Below are 15,479 nucleotides of genomic sequence, written 5' to 3'. Positions count from 1 at the left end.
CCTATGTTCTATCGTTTCTTAAAATGAAGAAATTGAAGAAAGAGGGATGACATTGACTAAACTGAAAATGCTGAGTATGTTAACCGTTATGATTGCATCATTATTCATTTTTTCCAGTCAGGCACTTGCCGTTCAGTACTTTACTGTCTCAACAAGCAGCGGTGCGCCTGTCAATATGCGCAGCGGTCCTGGTACAAATTATCCTATTATGCTTTCCATTCCGAGCGGCTCCCGTGTTCCTTATTATTGTTATGCTTATGGAACGACTGTTACAGGGAAGTATGGAACGAGTAATATCTGGGACCAAATCCAGTGGAAAGATTCCCGGGGTGTCGTGAATATTGGATATGTGTCTGACACATATGTGTACACAGGATCAGACGGCCCTGTCGGTTACAAATGCAATTAGCTAAATACTCCGTACAATAGAATCTCTTCTTAAGGGCCTATCTAGGACGAACCATACCAACAACAGTAGTTGGTATGGTTTTTGTTGCGATGAAGTCTTCCATACCTGCATTTGTGGTGATTTTCAAAAGAGATTCATGATGTTAGACACTGGTTGTTGTTGAGGACAAAATAACGAGCCGCTTTAAAGTTGTATCTATTGGTATAAAATACGGAACTAAGATAGGAAATAATCAATAGGAGAACGTAATGTACAAACCTATTTTTCGATGAAATCCCTAATATCACTTTGGTTAGAGATCTCACATTGCGTTCTTGTTAGTGAAAAGTTCTTTTTACGCTTCGTGAAATCTTCTCCAATTCCATAGTTAGTTTTACCTGTCCTATTATGAAAATTTTAATGAATCCTTAACACGTATGTTTCTTTTCTTTTTCTAACATGTCGTGTAACCTCTCAGAAAATTCTTTATGGTATATTGTGTACCCCGTATGATTTCCGGGGAATTCAACCAATTCTGTTTTCAATTGTTCCGCTAGGGCGTTAGCGCAACGATAAGGAAAAAGCTCCCGAGAAGCACTTCCGCCAGCTGGGAGTACCTTCATCGGTGAAGATGTAAACACAGTTTTTAATGCTTCGAAATCTAATGTATAGTTGAGAATTCCTTGAATTTCATACTCAGTGAAATACGTTGAATTGCCGAGAAGCCGCTTTGTCAGCACAGCCTTTGATTGTTCGTCTGTCTCTAATCTTGACATTAACTTAATGACTTCACTTCGATGATTTTTCTTAAGGTCTTCCATAAATTGCTCGGCTTGTTTCAGCTCATTTCCATGCAGAAGCTGCAATAAGATTGGTTCGTGTGGGATCATGACATGTACTTGTTCGGGATGGCGTATGCACAGATCAAGCCCGATAACAGCCCCGGAGCTGCTTCCAAATACGTATGCCGGCTTATTGGTGATTTTGGCTAGAAGACGGTGAGCATCGTCACTGTGTGTTTCCACACGGTAATCCTCAATCTGATTGGCGAGATTGCTGCGGGAATGGCCGCGGCGATCATAAGTAACAACCGTGTACCTGTTAGCCAGATGATTGGCAATATGATGGAACTTGTCGGCATCACCGCCTCCGCCGTGGACCAAAAGAATGATTGGACCTGCGCCACGCACCTGATAGTGGATGTTCGCGCCGGGTACTTGCAACGTTCCATTGTTTATCGTCATTTGTAGGACCTTCCTTTCTTCTCATCTCCTTTAACTTTACACAATTGGCCAAAATGTTCATATGCAGGAAATAACGAAGAAACAAACTCGCCATAAAAAAAGCACTGATTATATTTCATCAGTGCTTCCTTTTTGTTTATTTAGAGTAGACAATTTTTTTTATTGTTTCAATAGAGAGGTGATATTCATCAGATAAATTATGAATGGTTTTGCCGTTTTTAAATGCTTTTTTAATAGAAGCGTTTCTGTCATCGATCAGCTTTCTTGTTCCTGAACACGCACCCCATTTTTGATGAGAGGATTCAGGTTTAGGGATATATATTGTTTTTCCTTGAACATACTTTTGAATTTCCGATATCAGCTTTTCAGGTAAAATAGCGGTTGCTTTTACATATGCCATTTCTGCCAGCTCCTTATTTTTTATGTTAAATAAGGTGCAAAGCCACTATATCAGAAAAGCTTACTAGGGCGATCTTTTAGAAAGTCTACCCCATGCAAAGTATCGCCTTCCCAATAATAGGCTTTGCATGGGACGTTGCGGAATCTGGCATTCTCATCTTGCTTGCCATTTACATCACCTCCCTAACGATTTTCGATGATCACTTCCATTATAAAATAGAGTAAAGCCTTATGGCATCTTGTTAATGAAAGTTGAAGCAGTATGAAAATCAAGGGACCTTCCCAGTGAGAGGGGCTAAGGCTGATTGGCAATGAAAAGAGTAAGATTCAAGCTATATTACTTTAGATTCAAAATATTGACAAATTGATGTATTTTCAACAATAGGGCAGTCTCTTCATGTATACTGAGTCTGTATTTACAATATTTAGAAAGGGGAAGTGCAATGAAAATCAGTATGCAAAAAGCAGCGATCTCATTACTTGTTTTCACCATGTTTTTTACCCTGATGATGAGCGAAACGGTTTTTGCGGCGGGACTGAATAAAGATCAAAAGCGCCGGGCGGAACAGCTGACAAGTATCTTTGAAAACGGCACAACGGAGATCCAATATGGATATGTAGAGCGATTGGATGACGGGCGAGGCTATACATGCGGACGGGCAGGCTTTACAACGGCTACCGGGGATGCATTGGAAGTAGTGGAAGTATACACAAAGGCAGTTCCGAATAACAAACTGAAAAAGTATCTGCCTGAATTGCGCCGTCTGGCCAAGGAAGAAAGCGATGATACAAGCAATCTCAAGGGATTCGCTTCTGCCTGGAAGTCGCTTGCAAATGATAAGGAATTTCGCGCCGCTCAAGACAAAGTAAATGACCATTTGTATTATCAGCCTGCTATGAAACGATCGGACAATGCCGGACTAAAAACAGCATTGGCTAGAGCTGTGATGTACGATACGGTTATTCAACATGGCGATGGTGATGACCCTGACTCTTTTTATGCCTTGATTAAACGTACGAACAAAAAAGCGGGCGGATCACCTAAAGACGGAATAGACGAGAAGAAGTGGTTAAATAAATTCTTGGACGTACGCTATGACGATCTGATGAATCCGGCCAATCATGACACCCGTGACGAATGGAGAGAATCAGTTGCCCGTGTGGACGTGCTTCGCTCTATCGCCAAGGAGAACAACTATAATCTAAACGGACCGATTCATGTTCGTTCAAACGAGTACGGCAATTTCGTAATCAAATAAGCAGTAAGGACAAGAAACCGTTGCGGATTGAACTCAATCTAAAAGATACCAATGATGTATGTTGGTATCTTTTTATTTGCAGTAAAAAGTATTCAATTCTCTATAATGATTAGGTCAGGCTTGAGGCAGATACCTTAAAGGACATTTGCGATTTCATGAAAAACAATATAGAGGCTTTTTTTAAAGCCATGCAGGATTACAATGGATCTGTGCAAGAAGGCGCCTTCAATCCATCTATTAACGATGGAAAGGGAGAGGCTTTTTGCACAGTCCATCTACATCATTTGATAGTCTCCATGCGTATAAACTGTTCCGTCCATAATACGTCGTGCGGTACGGACGATCTTTATACCAGTGGGCTCCACCATTGTTTCAATAATACCAGAAGAATGCGCTAGCCGAACCTTTGTAGAGTGGTTTTTTGCTATTCTTGCAGGAATTGCACCTTCCACTGAAAGGGCTCTTGTTGTACATATCGCTCCAGTGACAGCCAGTGCTTGATGTGGCTTTTGCATGGACATCATCCTGATGTGTAAGTCCATCTCAACGTTTGAATGCCAAGCACCTGTACTATCCTTATATTTCTCTGGTTTTGATACTATAGCCAGTTTGGGGACAGCCGGCGATAACTTTGTAGCTGAAAATCGACTGGCAAAGCCGCATTTCTCTGCCGCAATGGATCTTAATTCTTCAAATTGAGCCAACTGTAGATCAGTAAATTCTTCTGCAAGTTCCGTTCCATCCAGGCCGATACTGCTCGCTTCCACAAAAACTAATGGATTTGCATAGTCGATAATAGACACCTCTATTTGGCCTTGACTTGTATCTAAAATCTCCGAACTATTTCCAGTAGGCAATAAATGACCGGTAACTGAACCAGCGGCATCATGAAAGTTTAAATAGATTGGAGATCCAGATCCAGGTACTCCAGATATCGTAACATCTCCGTCATATTTGACCTGACCGTCTTCCACTTGCACTTCCGCAATGATCATTTTATTCGTATTGGTATTCAGGATCCTTACCGCAGTCATTGGTTCTGTCGCTTTTACAAGTCCTTCTTCGATAGCAAATGGCCCAACAGCAGCGGAGATATTTCCGCAGTTCCCCTTAAAGTCCACTTTTTCTTCTGAAATGCTGACTTGACCAAAAGTATAGTGAACATCAATATCCGAGGTATGTGCTTTCTTGATTATCGCCACTTTGCTAGTAAGAGAATTGCCGCCACCCAAACCATCTATTTGTCTTTTATCAGGACTTCCCATGATATCAAGCAAAAAGGGCTCCCATTCGTTTTTATTGTTAGGCATGGCTGATTCATGGAAAAAAATTCCTTTGCTTGTTCCGCCTCTCATGATTGTTACATTCGTCTTGACCATCGTCATCATCCTCATTTGAAAGGTAGTGTTTTATGTTTTTCAGTGTAGAAGGTAAAAAAATAAAAATAAAATATAAGTTTTCTTAATATTCAATAAAAAAACTTTTATAATTGTCAAAAAAGGACTAGAAAGGAAGATGAAAATGGATGAGAAAGATTGGATTTTATTGAAAATTCTTCGCGAAGAACAAAGTGTAACAAAAACAGCAGAACGATTATTTACATCACAGCCTTCCATCACTTATCGGTTGAATAAGATTGAGGAGATTTTCGGAATTGAATTATTCACCAAAAGGCATAAAGGAATTACCTTTACTGCGGAAGGAGAACACTTGGTTGCTTATGCAAGAAGAATGCTACAGGAACTTCAAGATACCAAAGATCATATTTCTAATCTAAGCAAAGAGGTGCAAGGACATCTAAGGCTGGGGGTATCAAGCAATTTCGCTCAATATAAGCTCCCTAAGTTATTAAGGGAATTTTCCACTATGTATCCTAATGTCCAATATAGTGTACAAACAGGCTGGAGCACAGATGTCATGAAATTATTAGATGCTGGTATTGTACAAGTCGGTATACTGAGAGGAAGCCATCGCTGGAAAGGGGTAGAGGAACGGCTGACACGGGAAAAATTACATATCATCTCAAAAAAACCAATAACGATAGAGCAGCTTCCTTTTTTACCTTTTATCAAATATAAAACGGATGCTTCTTTAAAAACGATTATAGAAGATTGGATGCATACGAATCTAAAACAAGCCCCCATTATTGCAATGGAAGTGGATCGACAAGAGACTTGCAAAGAGATGGTAAAGCATGGTCTTGGTTACTCCATAGCACCAGAAATTTGCCTGCAGGAATCTGATCATTTGTACACAATGGAACTGTATAATGCTAAGGGTAAGCCTCTAATGAGAGATACTTGGCTAATGTACGATCAAAAATCATTAGGAATCAAACTCGTTAAAGCATTCATTGATTTTTTAAAGGGTGAACAAATGGTAACCATTTAAAGTTATGATAGAATTTTTTTTGGAACACAGTAAAAAAATATTTATTTAACTTATTACACCGTATAAGATATGTTAATCAAAAGTCATTTGAAAGCGTATTCTTGGAGGTGTAATATGCTTACTATTTTAGGTTTTTCGATGGTAACTGTTTTTACAATATTAATAATGACAAAGAAAGTCTCGCCAATTGTTGCCTTGACCATCACTCCCATTGTTTTTGCTCTTATTGGAGGTTTTGGTAAGGATATTGGCGACATGATTTTAGAAGGAATTCAAACAGTTGCAAGTTCAGCGGCATTGCTATTGTTTGCTATTCTTTTTTTCGGAATTTTAATTGATGCAGGTTTATTTGATCCGCTAATAGAAAAAATTTTATCTATAGTAAAGGGAGACCCTGTGAAAATAGCGATAGGGTCTGCCGTCTTGGCAATGCTTATCGCTTTAGATGGGGACGGTACAACAACCTATATGATAACAGTCTCAGCAATGTTACCTTTGTATAAAAGAATTGGTATGAATCCCATGGTTATGGCGACATTAGCAATGCTGTCGTTGAGTATCGTTAGCGGAATGACTCCATGGGGCGGACCAGCTACAAGAGCGATTTCAGTGCTGGGTTTGGATCCTTCAGATTTCTTTGTGCCATTACTTCCGACCATGCTTGGAGGTATTGCTTGTGTGATATTTCTGGCTTTTCTAATGGGAAGGAAAGAGAGGAATCGAATAGGCATCGTTCAATTAGAGCCTAGACATATAACAAAGGACAGCTCTCAATCTTATATGGCTGCTACTTTGGAGAGCGAACAATTGAAAAGGCCACGCTTAATATATCTTAATTTATTCCTCGTTATAAGTATCATGGTGTTTATTGTGCTTGGAACTAAGCATCCGTCAGTTTTATTTTTAATTGGTTTTGTTCTTGCCCTTACTATAAATTATCCGAATGTAAAAATGCAGAAGGAGCGAATCGCCGAGCATTCTGGTAATGCCATAACCGTGGTATTATTGGTATTTTCAGCAGGAGTATTTGCTGGTATATTATCCGGGACAAAGATGGTGGATGCCATAGCAGGATCATTGGTATCCATCATCCCCTCATCAATGGGAGAGTTTTTCCCCATTATTGTAGCACTCACTAGCATTCCGTTTACTTTTGTTTTATCAAATGATGCATATTACTTTGGTATGGTACCTATCTTTGCAGAAGCTGCCTCAGCATATGGTATAGAACCAGTAGAAATAGCAAGGGCTTCTATAATGGGGCAGCCGGTTCATCTGATGAGTCCATTAGTTGCGTCAACACTACTGTTAGTAAGCATGCTTAAAATTGACTTGGGATCATTTCAAAGGTTTGCCGTTAAGTGGGCTGTAATTACATCATTAGTTATTACGTTGTTAGCAATAATTACAGGGGCTATTACTATTTTGTAAAGAAACAATAATAATATTTAGACTGCCAATGAATCATTAGTTTGATTGATTTAAATACAGCTGAAAGGGGTCCCAAGCTGATCAAGCCAGTTGTCTTTCCAGTACTCTATTGTTTAGGGTTCTTTTTTAGAAGCGGCAGCGTTTTTGTCGATGTTTAGCCAGCATTTTCAGCATGATGTGGAAAAGACAAGAGACAAACAAGCTCTTGTCTTTCCTAATATGATAGTTCAGTATAAATATATAAGAAAAATGTCAGTATTGAGTAATGAATGTATCACCAGGCGTATGCCTCAGGTGTCTCTCCTCCAGGTCCGGGAAAGATATCATTTAACATGCGGAGAATCTCCTTATCCAGACTGATTTCAACGGCTTTTATCGTATCACGCAGCTGCTCAACCGTTCGTGGTCCAATGATCGGCGCAGTTAAAACTGGATTCGCCAGCACCCATGCCAAAGCCACATTTGCTTCTTTTTCTCCTAGTTCTTTGCATAAATCTGAAAATTTCTCGAGTTGCAAACGATGTTTTTCAATTAAATCTGCTCTTTTTGCTGTACGAATTCCGGCATTGCTTTTCAATGCCTTCCCGCCAAGAAGCCCTCCTGCAAGGGGACTCCACGCCACTACTCCTAAACCAAGATCCCGTGCAGCCGGCAGCACTTCCATCTCAGCTGTTCGTTCTAATAAACTATACTTATGCTGTTCAGTGACGAGTCCCATGAATCGCCGTTTTTCAGCTTCAGCTTGCGCTTTAACTAAATGCCAGCCTGCAAAATTACTGGATCCAATATAGTCTACTTTGCCGGAGCGAACCTGAGTCTCAAAAGCTTCCCATATCTCATCCCACGGTGTCCGCCTATCGATATGATGCATTTGGTACAATTCGATATGATCTGTCTGAAGCCGCTTCAGTGATCCTTCCAGATGACGTCTGATTTTGTATAGAGACAAGCCCCTCATATCATTTGGTCCGTCATTCGAATCAGAAATCGGTTCATATACTTTTGTCGCCAGAACAACTTTCTCGCGGCGCTGTCCTCCTTGTGCAAACCATTTTCCAATGATGCTCTCTGTCAATCCTGCGTTTTTGCCCCAGCCGTAAATATTGGCAGTATCAAAAAATTGAATGCCGTTATCAAGCGCTTCATCCATGATACGGAACGCAGTCTTTTCGTCTGTATCAACTCCAAAATTCATCGTGCCTAAACATAAACGGCTCACCCGCAATCCTGTTCTCCCTAAATAGGTATACTCCACAACAAACCTCTCCTTTATCATTATTTTTTGCAACAGCTGCAATACAATTGATTCAACAATTGTTTCGCTCTTTGTTACGATTAAAAAGACGAAGCAAATGTAAAGCAGACGCAAAATTATAGGAGGTTTTTTCAAATGAATATAGAGGATCTATGGGATCAATTTCATCAGCCGTTAAAAACATATATTTCACATAGGGTTAACGATCAATCTATCGTTGATGACCTCTTGCAAATCGTATTTATGAAAATACAAGTGCATCTCCCAAATCTGATCGATGAACGAAAGATCGACAGCTGGATTTATCGGATCACTAGAAATACGATTATTGATTTTTACCGTACAAAAAAAACAAGCGAAATATTGCCTGATGTTCTACATTTTAATGACAGTGCAGAGGAAGAAAATTTCACCAAGGAAGCAACTGTGTGTATTCGATCGACCATCAAACGGTTGCCTGAAAAGTATCGAGAGGCTCTCGAGTTAACTGAATTCCAGGGGTTATCACAAAAAGAGTTGAGTGAAAAGCTCGGCATTTCTTACTCGGGAGCAAAATCAAGGGTACAACGCGGACGGAGAAAATTAAAACAGCTGCTTGAGGGGTGCTGTCATATTGAAGCGGATCGATATGGAAATATCGTAGACTTTCGTATTTTAAAGGAATAACTGATGAACAAAGTCAGTTATTCCTTTAAAATAGGCCATCCGCATGAAGAGCATTTTCCCTTTGATGTTTGAAAGAGATGTATGTATAATATAAATCGTAACGTTTTCGATTTAATAAAAAAGGAGTGTTGGAATGAACATTTTATTTTCAAAGCCGCTAGGCATATTAACGATTGGTTCATTACTCGTATTGGCAGGATGTCAGACTTCCGGTTCTTCTGCAGGTGAGTCTAATCAAACAACATCATCCTCCTCAGCAGTTGAAGAAGACTCTTCCAAAACGCAAGAGCAAACATCTCACAGGCATATACACGAACATTCTCACGATCATAGTCATGCGCATGATGAAGAAACAGAAAAAATATATGAAGGCTATTTTAAAAACAGCCAAGTAAAGGATCGCTTACTTTCTGATTGGGAAGGAGATTGGCAATCTGTATATCCATACCTGCAAGATGGTACTCTTGACGAAGTGTTTTCATATAAATCAGAACACGATGGCGGCAAGACAGCTGAAGAATATAAAGAGTATTATAAAAAGGGCTATCAAACAGATGTTGACCGTATTGTAATCCAGAAAGATACTGTAACGTTCTTCAAAAATGGAAAAGAATATTCTGGTAAGTATACGTATGACGGATACGAAATTCTAACCTATGATGCGGGCAATAGAGGGGTAAGATACATATTCAAACTAGCTAAAAAAGCAGAAGGGCTGCCTCAGTATATTCAGTTTAGTGATCATAGTATTTACCCGACTAAAGCTAGTCATTACCATCTCTATTGGGGGGACGACCGTGAAGCTTTACTTGATGAAGTCAAAAACTGGCCTACCTACTACCCGTCAAAAATGGATGGACACGATATTGCCCATGAGATGATGGCTCATTAAATGAGGATTATTCTATGAAGTATGGTGCTTTTTTATCATAAAGTATGGAATGAAATGTTTATACGCCCCTGTATTAGCTGCTGACCCTTCGCCAGCAGCTTTTTGTCCTCTTTAGTTTTTTGCGTTTCTTCTCTCCGCCGACGGTGAGTTCTAACAAAATAAAGGTGGTCTATAAGCCCGACAGCATCCAATTAAAAGTCAAGGGAAATAGTGTGCTGCCCTAATCTTACTAGTTATCATTTTCTCATTTTGTTGAAATAGAAACAAAAAATGAATATAATATGGCTAGTGCACCAACTGGTGGGAGGGCAGGCCATGAATAAAGAAGAACAGCTCATATTGAATTTCAGAGACTTATTTAACAAGATGGTGTTGCTTAATAAGTCTAAGATGGAAGACAGTTTGAAGGGGTACAAGCCTTCTGAAGTACATTGTATTGAATCCATTGGGAAAAATGCTGATAGCAATGTGAGAAAACTTGCGGAGTCCCTTTATATGACGAGAGGTGCCATAAGTAAATTAACTAAGAAACTGATAAAAAAAGACCTTATTGAAAGCTACCAGAAGCCGGATAATAAAAAAGAAATTTATTTTAGGCTTACTGCGCAAGGAAAAGTAATTTATAACATCCATGAGGAACTCCATAAAGAGTTTCGAGAACGGGACAAAGTCGTTTTTGAACAAGTTACCGAAGAACAATTTGACAGTATGCTCAGCTTCGTGGAAAAGTACAGCAGGCATTTGGATACTGAAATAAAGAAACAGGGAATAGCTGTTAATTAAATCGGATAAATAGAATAAAGAAACCATAGTCAGCCCAACTCTATTGTGAATGGGCTGTCTTTTTTATTCTTAATTTTGTTGACACGGAAACAATATGGTGCTATCTTTTTGTTGACGGGGAAACAAAATGGTTTCTGAGAGGAGAATAATATGTTAAAAGACAAAGTAAAGGAACCAGGATTACCAAAAGAAATCCTCATGGCTGCCTGGGCCATTGCACTTGGAGCAATTGCCCCAATGCTTGACTCAACTATGGTGAACATTGCCATCGACAAATTAAATAAGGATTTCAGTACGACGTTGGATACCATTCAATGGTCCATTACAGGTTATGTTTTAGCTCTTGCTATTGCAGTTCCAGTATCCGGATGGCTTATGAACAAATTTAATGGAAAGAAAATCTTAATCGGCGCAGTCATTGCCTTTGGTGTAACTTCAGTTTTTGCTGGAATTAGTTGGGATGTTTCTAGCTTTATCTTATTCCGTTTGCTTCAAGGATTTAGCGCTGGGATTATTACTCCACTTATGTCAACACTCTTGGTTAAAACAGCAGGTCCAGAGAATATAGGAAAAGTTATGGCTATCGTCAGCACACCTATGATTTTGGGCCCAATCTTAGGACCTGTAATCGGGGGCTTCATCGTCCAAGCTACATCATGGCATTGGATTTTCTTCATCAACGTGTTCATCGTTTTGATTGCTGCACCACTGATGATGAAAACTCTTCCAGACTTTGAGCCATTCAACAAAAATAGTAAACTTGATATTTTTGGAATTATCAATCTATCCTTAATGAGTGCAGCAATGATATACGGAATTACAAAAGCAGCAGACCATGCATCATTTAACAATAGCGAAACAATCCTATGGGTAGGCTTCGGCCTCGCTTTAGCTGTAATTTACATCGTATATAATCGAATCAGAAAAAATCAAACCGTACTCCCTATAAATTTGTTTGCACACAAAAACTTCTTAACATCCAGCGTCGGGTTATTATTAGCGAATATTGCCGTCATGGGACCCATGTTAATACTTCCATTGTTCTTTCAAAACTTCCGTCATTTCACGGCAATCGAAGCTGCGCTTGCATTAATCCCTCAAGGAGTTGGGATGCTCGTTACTCGGCCAATGATTGGAAAAATGATTGATAAGATCGGTGCAAAATACGTGGTTATGGTCAGTCTTGTTCTTTCGCTTATCGGATCTATTCCGCTTATCTTTATCACCGATAAAACAAGTATGATTTGGATTTCTATCATATTATTCATCCGCGGGACCAGTTTTGGAGGGATTATGCTTCCATTGACGAGTGATGCTTATACAGGACTTGGCAGCAAACAACTTCCAGAAGCAGGTGTCGGTATTCATATTATTGAAAATCTCGGTTCGAGCTTTGGTACAGCTGTTATCGCAACTGTAGTCGCAACTGTCATGCAAGGGTTACAACCAACGATTGCGAATGGCTTAAAAGGTTACCATGCTGGGTTCTTAGTTTCTGCAGTTATCCTTGCCACCATCTTCATTCCAAGTCTATTCCTCACACATAAAAAAGCTAAATAGAGAAATAGAAATTGTTGGATTGGTGTGTTTGTATCATATTTAATGTGCTGGAAGCATTTATGAGACTGAATAATCTTTCGCGGTAAGAGGTTAGCAGAAGCAGCGCCGTTACCCAGCCCAAGATACAAAGAAAAAAGAGGCCTGGTTATAGACATTCCAAACCTCTTCATACTTTTACTCCCTTCACATGTAACATCTCATCTTTTCCGATTTAGTACATTGATCTAGCTTATTTTGATATGAAGGTGTCGTTTTTTCTAATAATTGAGTGGATTTGCTCAAAAAAGATTTTAAGGGTAATAACCAGTTGACACTGGCGTGGTGGTGTCCTTATATCAATCTGAAATGGAGCCAAGCTAGATGTTAAGTATTTGAGCTTTAATCGATTTGATTTTAAATTTTCAAAAAACGGTAGACAAACGCTTTCAGGAGTTATATAGTGTTCTCATAAGTTACTTGTAATACAAGTGAACAAGTAACTGAGTATTCGTGTTTCTATCTTAATAATGACTGAGGTGATCGGAGTGAAAGAAATAAGTATTGCGGAACTCCAAGAGAAAGCCATTGAGCTTAGGAAAACAGCGGTAACAATGATTTACGAAGCGCAGTCCGGGCATCCAGGAGGTTCATTATCTGCTGCTGATATCATCACAGCCCTTTATTTTAAAGAAATGAAAATAGATCCCCAAAATCCCAAGTGGGAAGACCGTGACCGTTTTGTCTTATCGAAAGGCCATGTGGCACCTATTCAATACGCTGCCTTAGCGCTGCGAGGCTTTGTCCCTTATGAAAACGTATACAAATTAAGGCAGTACGGCTCGCCTTTTCAAGGACATCCTGATATGAAGAAATGTCCAGGGATCGATATTTCAACTGGCTCACTAGGCCAAGGGCTTTCCTGCGGTGTCGGTATGGCGCTTGCAGGAAAACGGGACGACAAAGATTACCGGGTGTTCGCTATGGTAGGTGACGGAGAATGCCAAGAAGGACAAATTTGGGAAGCGGTTCAAACAGCAGTGAAATATAGCCTTGATAACTTAATTGTTTTTGTCGACAATAACCGTCTGCAAATTGATGGATTCTGTGATGAAGTAATGCCACTTCAAGATATCGAGAAAAAGTTCGAAGTATTTGGTTTTGAAACAAAGCGAATTGATGGACACTCGATGGAAGAGATTGTAGAGACATTAGACATCGTAACAAAAACGAAAAATGGAAAGCCGAAATGCATTGTAGCAGACACGATTAAAGGCAAAGGCGTGTCTTACATGGAAAATATCTGCTCATGGCACGGAGTAGCGCCAAAGGAGAAAGAATACGAACAAGCATTAGAGGAACTGGCAGGAGGTTTAAGATCATGAGCCAAACCGAAAAAGCATTAATCACGAAAAAAGCGACGCGGGAAGCTTTCGGTGATGAAATCGTTCAATTGGGAAAAGAAAATAAAAATATTTACGTAATCGATATCGATATCGGCAAGTCATGCAAAACAGGAGAATTCATAAAACAGCTCCCCCATCAGCATGTGAACGTCGGGATTGCGGAACAAAACGGCGCCGGCCTGGCAGCAGGTTTGGCGACAACAGGTAAAATCCCATTTGTAAGCACTTATGCCGTCTTCGGTTCGCTGCGCATGGCGGAACAAATTCGCCAAGAAGTTTGCTATCCAAATTTGAATGTAAAAATCGCCTGCTCACACGGCGGACTAACGCCGGGAAACGATGGCGGGAGCCACCAGGCGATTGAGGATATGGGCGTTTTAAGATCATTCCCAAATATGACTGTGATCATGGGTGCTGACTACCACTCAACTAGAAAACTGATCAGGCAGGCAGCGAATACGTACGGCCCAATGTATCTGCGTTTTACCCGAGACGCAGTGCCGGTTATTTACGACGAAAATGAAGAATTTATCATTGGAAAAGCCAAACGATTAAAGCACGGAAAAGATATCGCAATCATTGCGAATGGCGATACAGTATATCTTGCCTTAGAAGCGGTCAAACAGCTGGAAGAGCAAGGGATTTATGCAACACTTTTAGACATGCATACAATCAAGCCTTTGGATATAGAAGCCGTGGTAGAGTGTCTGGATATCGGCAATATCGTGACTGTAGAGGATCACAACATCCTGAATGGACTGGGAAGTGCTATATGTGAAGTAGCAGCGGAAGAAGGGAGGGGCCGAGTCAAACGAATCGGAGTGCAGGACCGGTTTGGAGAATCAGCTCCTTATGAGAAGCTGCTGGAAATCAACGGCATTACCATCGAAAACATTATAAAAACGGCTAAGGATATGCTTAGAAGATAAAATATGAAAGTGGGAGAACGCCATGTTTACATTAAATGATCAGGTAGCTATCGTGACAGGAAGTGGGTCTGAAAAAGGAATCGGCAGAACCATTGCATTAACTCTTGCCAAACAGGGAGCTTCAATTGTAGTAGCAGATATGAATCAGACAGGTATTCTAAAAACAGTAGAAGCTATCACAGAAAGCGGAGGGAGAGCGGTTGGTGTAGAAGTTAATGTAACGAATAAAGAATCAGTTGACCATATGATAGCCAAAACACTTGAAGAGTTTGGGCGCATTGATATTTTAGTGAATAACGCAGGAATTTCTCAAAAAGTAACGGTACAGGATATGACATTGGAAGATATGACAAGAGTATTCAACGTCAATATGTTTGGGCTGTTCTTGTGCACACAAGCCGTTTTAGAAACAATGAAAAAGCAGCAATATGGCCGTATTATCAATCTTTCTTCTGTATCTGCAAAAAGGGGCGGCGGCGTTTTTGGCGGTGCCCATTACTCCGCTTCCAAAGCAGCCGTATTAGGCTTTTCTAAAAACCTTGCCCGTGAAGTAGGGAAGGATGGTATAACTGTGAATTGTGTAGCGCCTGGCCTTATCAATACCGACATTTGGAAATCACTTTCTGAAGAAGATGCGAAAAAAGTCATTGATAATATCCCCATGGGTCGCCCGGGTGAAACAAAAGAAATTGCCGCCGCAATTACGTTTTTGGCTACTAAAGAAGCAGCCTACATCACAGGGGAAGAAATTGATATTAATGGCGGTTCACACATGGACTAGTGGATCTATGCAGAGCAGGTATGTTAAACATGCCTGACCCTCTTCTATCAAAGACGAAACAAAACAAGAGAAAAATGTAAGCGTTTAACAAAAAGAGGAGAACTTTCTGTTTTTGAAGA

15 protein-coding genes are annotated in these 15,479 nt (G+C 40.1%); 11 read left to right on the top strand and 4 right to left on the bottom strand.

The window, feature by feature from the left end:
- The first annotated feature begins 52 nt into the window (after positions 1–52).
- Positions 53–409 carry an SH3 domain-containing protein gene (locus M1D65_RS13010; RefSeq protein ID WP_004398671.1) on the top strand — a complete coding sequence of 119 codons (357 nt, stop codon included), beginning with the start codon at positions 53–55 and terminating at the stop codon, positions 407–409.
- A 407-nt stretch (positions 410–816) separates the two neighbouring features.
- On the opposite strand, the gene M1D65_RS13005 is transcribed toward M1D65_RS13010, so the two are convergent.
- Together M1D65_RS13005 and M1D65_RS13000 are read right to left on the bottom strand one after the other, a co-directional pair.
- The gene (locus M1D65_RS13005) at positions 817–1,632 is read right to left on the bottom strand and encodes an alpha/beta hydrolase (protein ID WP_124072912.1); all 816 of its coding nucleotides are present in this window, start codon (positions 1,630–1,632) and stop codon (positions 817–819) included.
- A 136-nt stretch (positions 1,633–1,768) separates the two neighbouring features.
- Complete coding sequence (locus tag M1D65_RS13000; protein WP_021480187.1) at positions 1,769–2,032, bottom strand: CD3324 family protein; 264 nt, start codon at positions 2,030–2,032, stop codon at positions 1,769–1,771.
- A gap of 442 nt (positions 2,033–2,474) precedes the next feature.
- Between M1D65_RS13000 and csn the strand changes: the two genes are divergently transcribed.
- A complete protein-coding gene (csn, locus tag M1D65_RS12995) occupies positions 2,475–3,290 on the top strand; it encodes a chitosanase (protein WP_014480377.1) in 816 nt (271 codons plus the stop codon).
- 275 nt (positions 3,291–3,565) lie between these two features.
- Here csn and M1D65_RS12990 read toward each other — a convergent pair whose 3' ends face one another.
- Positions 3,566–4,669 carry a 2-methylaconitate cis-trans isomerase PrpF family protein gene (locus tag M1D65_RS12990; protein WP_124072913.1) on the bottom strand — a complete coding sequence of 368 codons (1,104 nt, stop codon included), beginning with the start codon at positions 4,667–4,669 and terminating at the stop codon, positions 3,566–3,568.
- Positions 4,670–4,811: 142 nt separating this feature from the next.
- Here M1D65_RS12990 and M1D65_RS12985 point away from each other — a divergent pair, with 142 nt between their 5' ends.
- Both M1D65_RS12985 and M1D65_RS12980 read left to right on the top strand, forming a co-directional pair.
- Positions 4,812–5,681: a LysR family transcriptional regulator gene (locus tag M1D65_RS12985; RefSeq protein WP_015714390.1), complete on the top strand. Its 870-nt coding sequence runs from the start codon at positions 4,812–4,814 to the stop codon at positions 5,679–5,681.
- A 114-nt stretch (positions 5,682–5,795) separates the two neighbouring features.
- Complete coding sequence (locus M1D65_RS12980; RefSeq protein WP_049141097.1) at positions 5,796–7,112, top strand: citrate:proton symporter; 1,317 nt, start codon at positions 5,796–5,798, stop codon at positions 7,110–7,112.
- Positions 7,113–7,386: 274 nt separating this feature from the next.
- On the opposite strand, the gene M1D65_RS12975 is transcribed toward M1D65_RS12980, so the two are convergent.
- Positions 7,387–8,367 (bottom strand): aldo/keto reductase, encoded by a 981-nt coding sequence (locus M1D65_RS12975; RefSeq protein ID WP_041850116.1) that lies wholly within the window; start codon positions 8,365–8,367, stop codon positions 7,387–7,389.
- A gap of 135 nt (positions 8,368–8,502) precedes the next feature.
- On the opposite strand from M1D65_RS12975, the gene sigZ reads away from it, so the two are divergent.
- The 7 genes from sigZ (at position 8,503) to M1D65_RS12940 (ending at position 15,360) form a co-directional block, all read left to right on the top strand.
- A complete protein-coding gene (gene sigZ, locus M1D65_RS12970; protein ID WP_041850115.1) occupies positions 8,503–9,033 on the top strand; it encodes an RNA polymerase sigma factor SigZ in 531 nt (176 codons plus the stop codon).
- Positions 9,034–9,166: 133 nt separating this feature from the next.
- On the top strand, positions 9,167–9,925 hold the full coding sequence (locus tag M1D65_RS12965; RefSeq protein ID WP_124072915.1) for a metal-binding protein ZinT: 759 nt from the start codon (positions 9,167–9,169) through the stop codon (positions 9,923–9,925).
- 315 nt (positions 9,926–10,240) lie between these two features.
- Positions 10,241–10,708 (top strand): MarR family winged helix-turn-helix transcriptional regulator, encoded by a 468-nt coding sequence (locus M1D65_RS12960; RefSeq protein ID WP_038829673.1) that lies wholly within the window; start codon positions 10,241–10,243, stop codon positions 10,706–10,708.
- 150 nt (positions 10,709–10,858) lie between these two features.
- Positions 10,859–12,268, top strand: coding sequence for an MDR family MFS transporter (locus tag M1D65_RS12955; RefSeq protein ID WP_124072916.1), 1,410 nt, complete (start codon positions 10,859–10,861; stop codon positions 12,266–12,268).
- Positions 12,269–12,792: 524 nt separating this feature from the next.
- The gene (locus M1D65_RS12950) at positions 12,793–13,629 is read left to right on the top strand and encodes a transketolase (protein ID WP_124072917.1); all 837 of its coding nucleotides are present in this window, start codon (positions 12,793–12,795) and stop codon (positions 13,627–13,629) included.
- The gene (locus M1D65_RS12945; RefSeq protein ID WP_124072918.1) at positions 13,626–14,579 is read left to right on the top strand and encodes a transketolase family protein; all 954 of its coding nucleotides are present in this window, start codon (positions 13,626–13,628) and stop codon (positions 14,577–14,579) included. The genes M1D65_RS12950 and M1D65_RS12945 overlap by 4 nt, the downstream gene beginning before the upstream one ends.
- Positions 14,580–14,601: 22 nt before the next feature.
- Positions 14,602–15,360, top strand: a complete 759-nt coding sequence (locus tag M1D65_RS12940; protein ID WP_038829677.1) for an SDR family NAD(P)-dependent oxidoreductase — start codon at positions 14,602–14,604, stop codon at positions 15,358–15,360.
- Positions 15,361–15,479: the final 119 nt, after the last annotated feature.

It is taken from the genome of Bacillus sp. JZ39 (assembly GCF_053903145.1).
Note: the sequence above shows the minus strand (reverse complement) of the source record. Positions and strands in the feature narration are given on the sequence as shown.

What these genes read in the sequence shown, in the direction of transcription:
- M1D65_RS13005 (WP_124072912.1), bottom strand. Translation starts at nt 1,632, where the DNA reads ATGACGATAAACAATGGAACGTTGCAAGTACCCGGCGCGAACATCCAC.
- M1D65_RS13000 (WP_021480187.1), bottom strand. Translation starts at nt 2,032, where the DNA reads ATGGCATATGTAAAAGCAACCGCTATTTTACCTGAAAAGCTGATATCG.
- csn (WP_014480377.1), top strand. Translation starts at nt 2,475, where the DNA reads ATGAAAATCAGTATGCAAAAAGCAGCGATCTCATTACTTGTTTTCACC.
- M1D65_RS12990 (WP_124072913.1), bottom strand. Translation starts at nt 4,669, where the DNA reads ATGGTCAAGACGAATGTAACAATCATGAGAGGCGGAACAAGCAAAGGA.
- M1D65_RS12985 (WP_015714390.1), top strand. Translation starts at nt 4,812, where the DNA reads ATGGATGAGAAAGATTGGATTTTATTGAAAATTCTTCGCGAAGAACAA.
- M1D65_RS12980 (WP_049141097.1), top strand. Translation starts at nt 5,796, where the DNA reads ATGCTTACTATTTTAGGTTTTTCGATGGTAACTGTTTTTACAATATTA.
- sigZ (WP_041850115.1), top strand. Translation starts at nt 8,503, where the DNA reads ATGAATATAGAGGATCTATGGGATCAATTTCATCAGCCGTTAAAAACA.
- M1D65_RS12965 (WP_124072915.1), top strand. Translation starts at nt 9,167, where the DNA reads ATGAACATTTTATTTTCAAAGCCGCTAGGCATATTAACGATTGGTTCA.
- M1D65_RS12960 (WP_038829673.1), top strand. Translation starts at nt 10,241, where the DNA reads ATGAATAAAGAAGAACAGCTCATATTGAATTTCAGAGACTTATTTAAC.
- M1D65_RS12955 (WP_124072916.1), top strand. Translation starts at nt 10,859, where the DNA reads ATGTTAAAAGACAAAGTAAAGGAACCAGGATTACCAAAAGAAATCCTC.
- M1D65_RS12945 (WP_124072918.1), top strand. Translation starts at nt 13,626, where the DNA reads ATGAGCCAAACCGAAAAAGCATTAATCACGAAAAAAGCGACGCGGGAA.
- M1D65_RS12940 (WP_038829677.1), top strand. Translation starts at nt 14,602, where the DNA reads ATGTTTACATTAAATGATCAGGTAGCTATCGTGACAGGAAGTGGGTCT.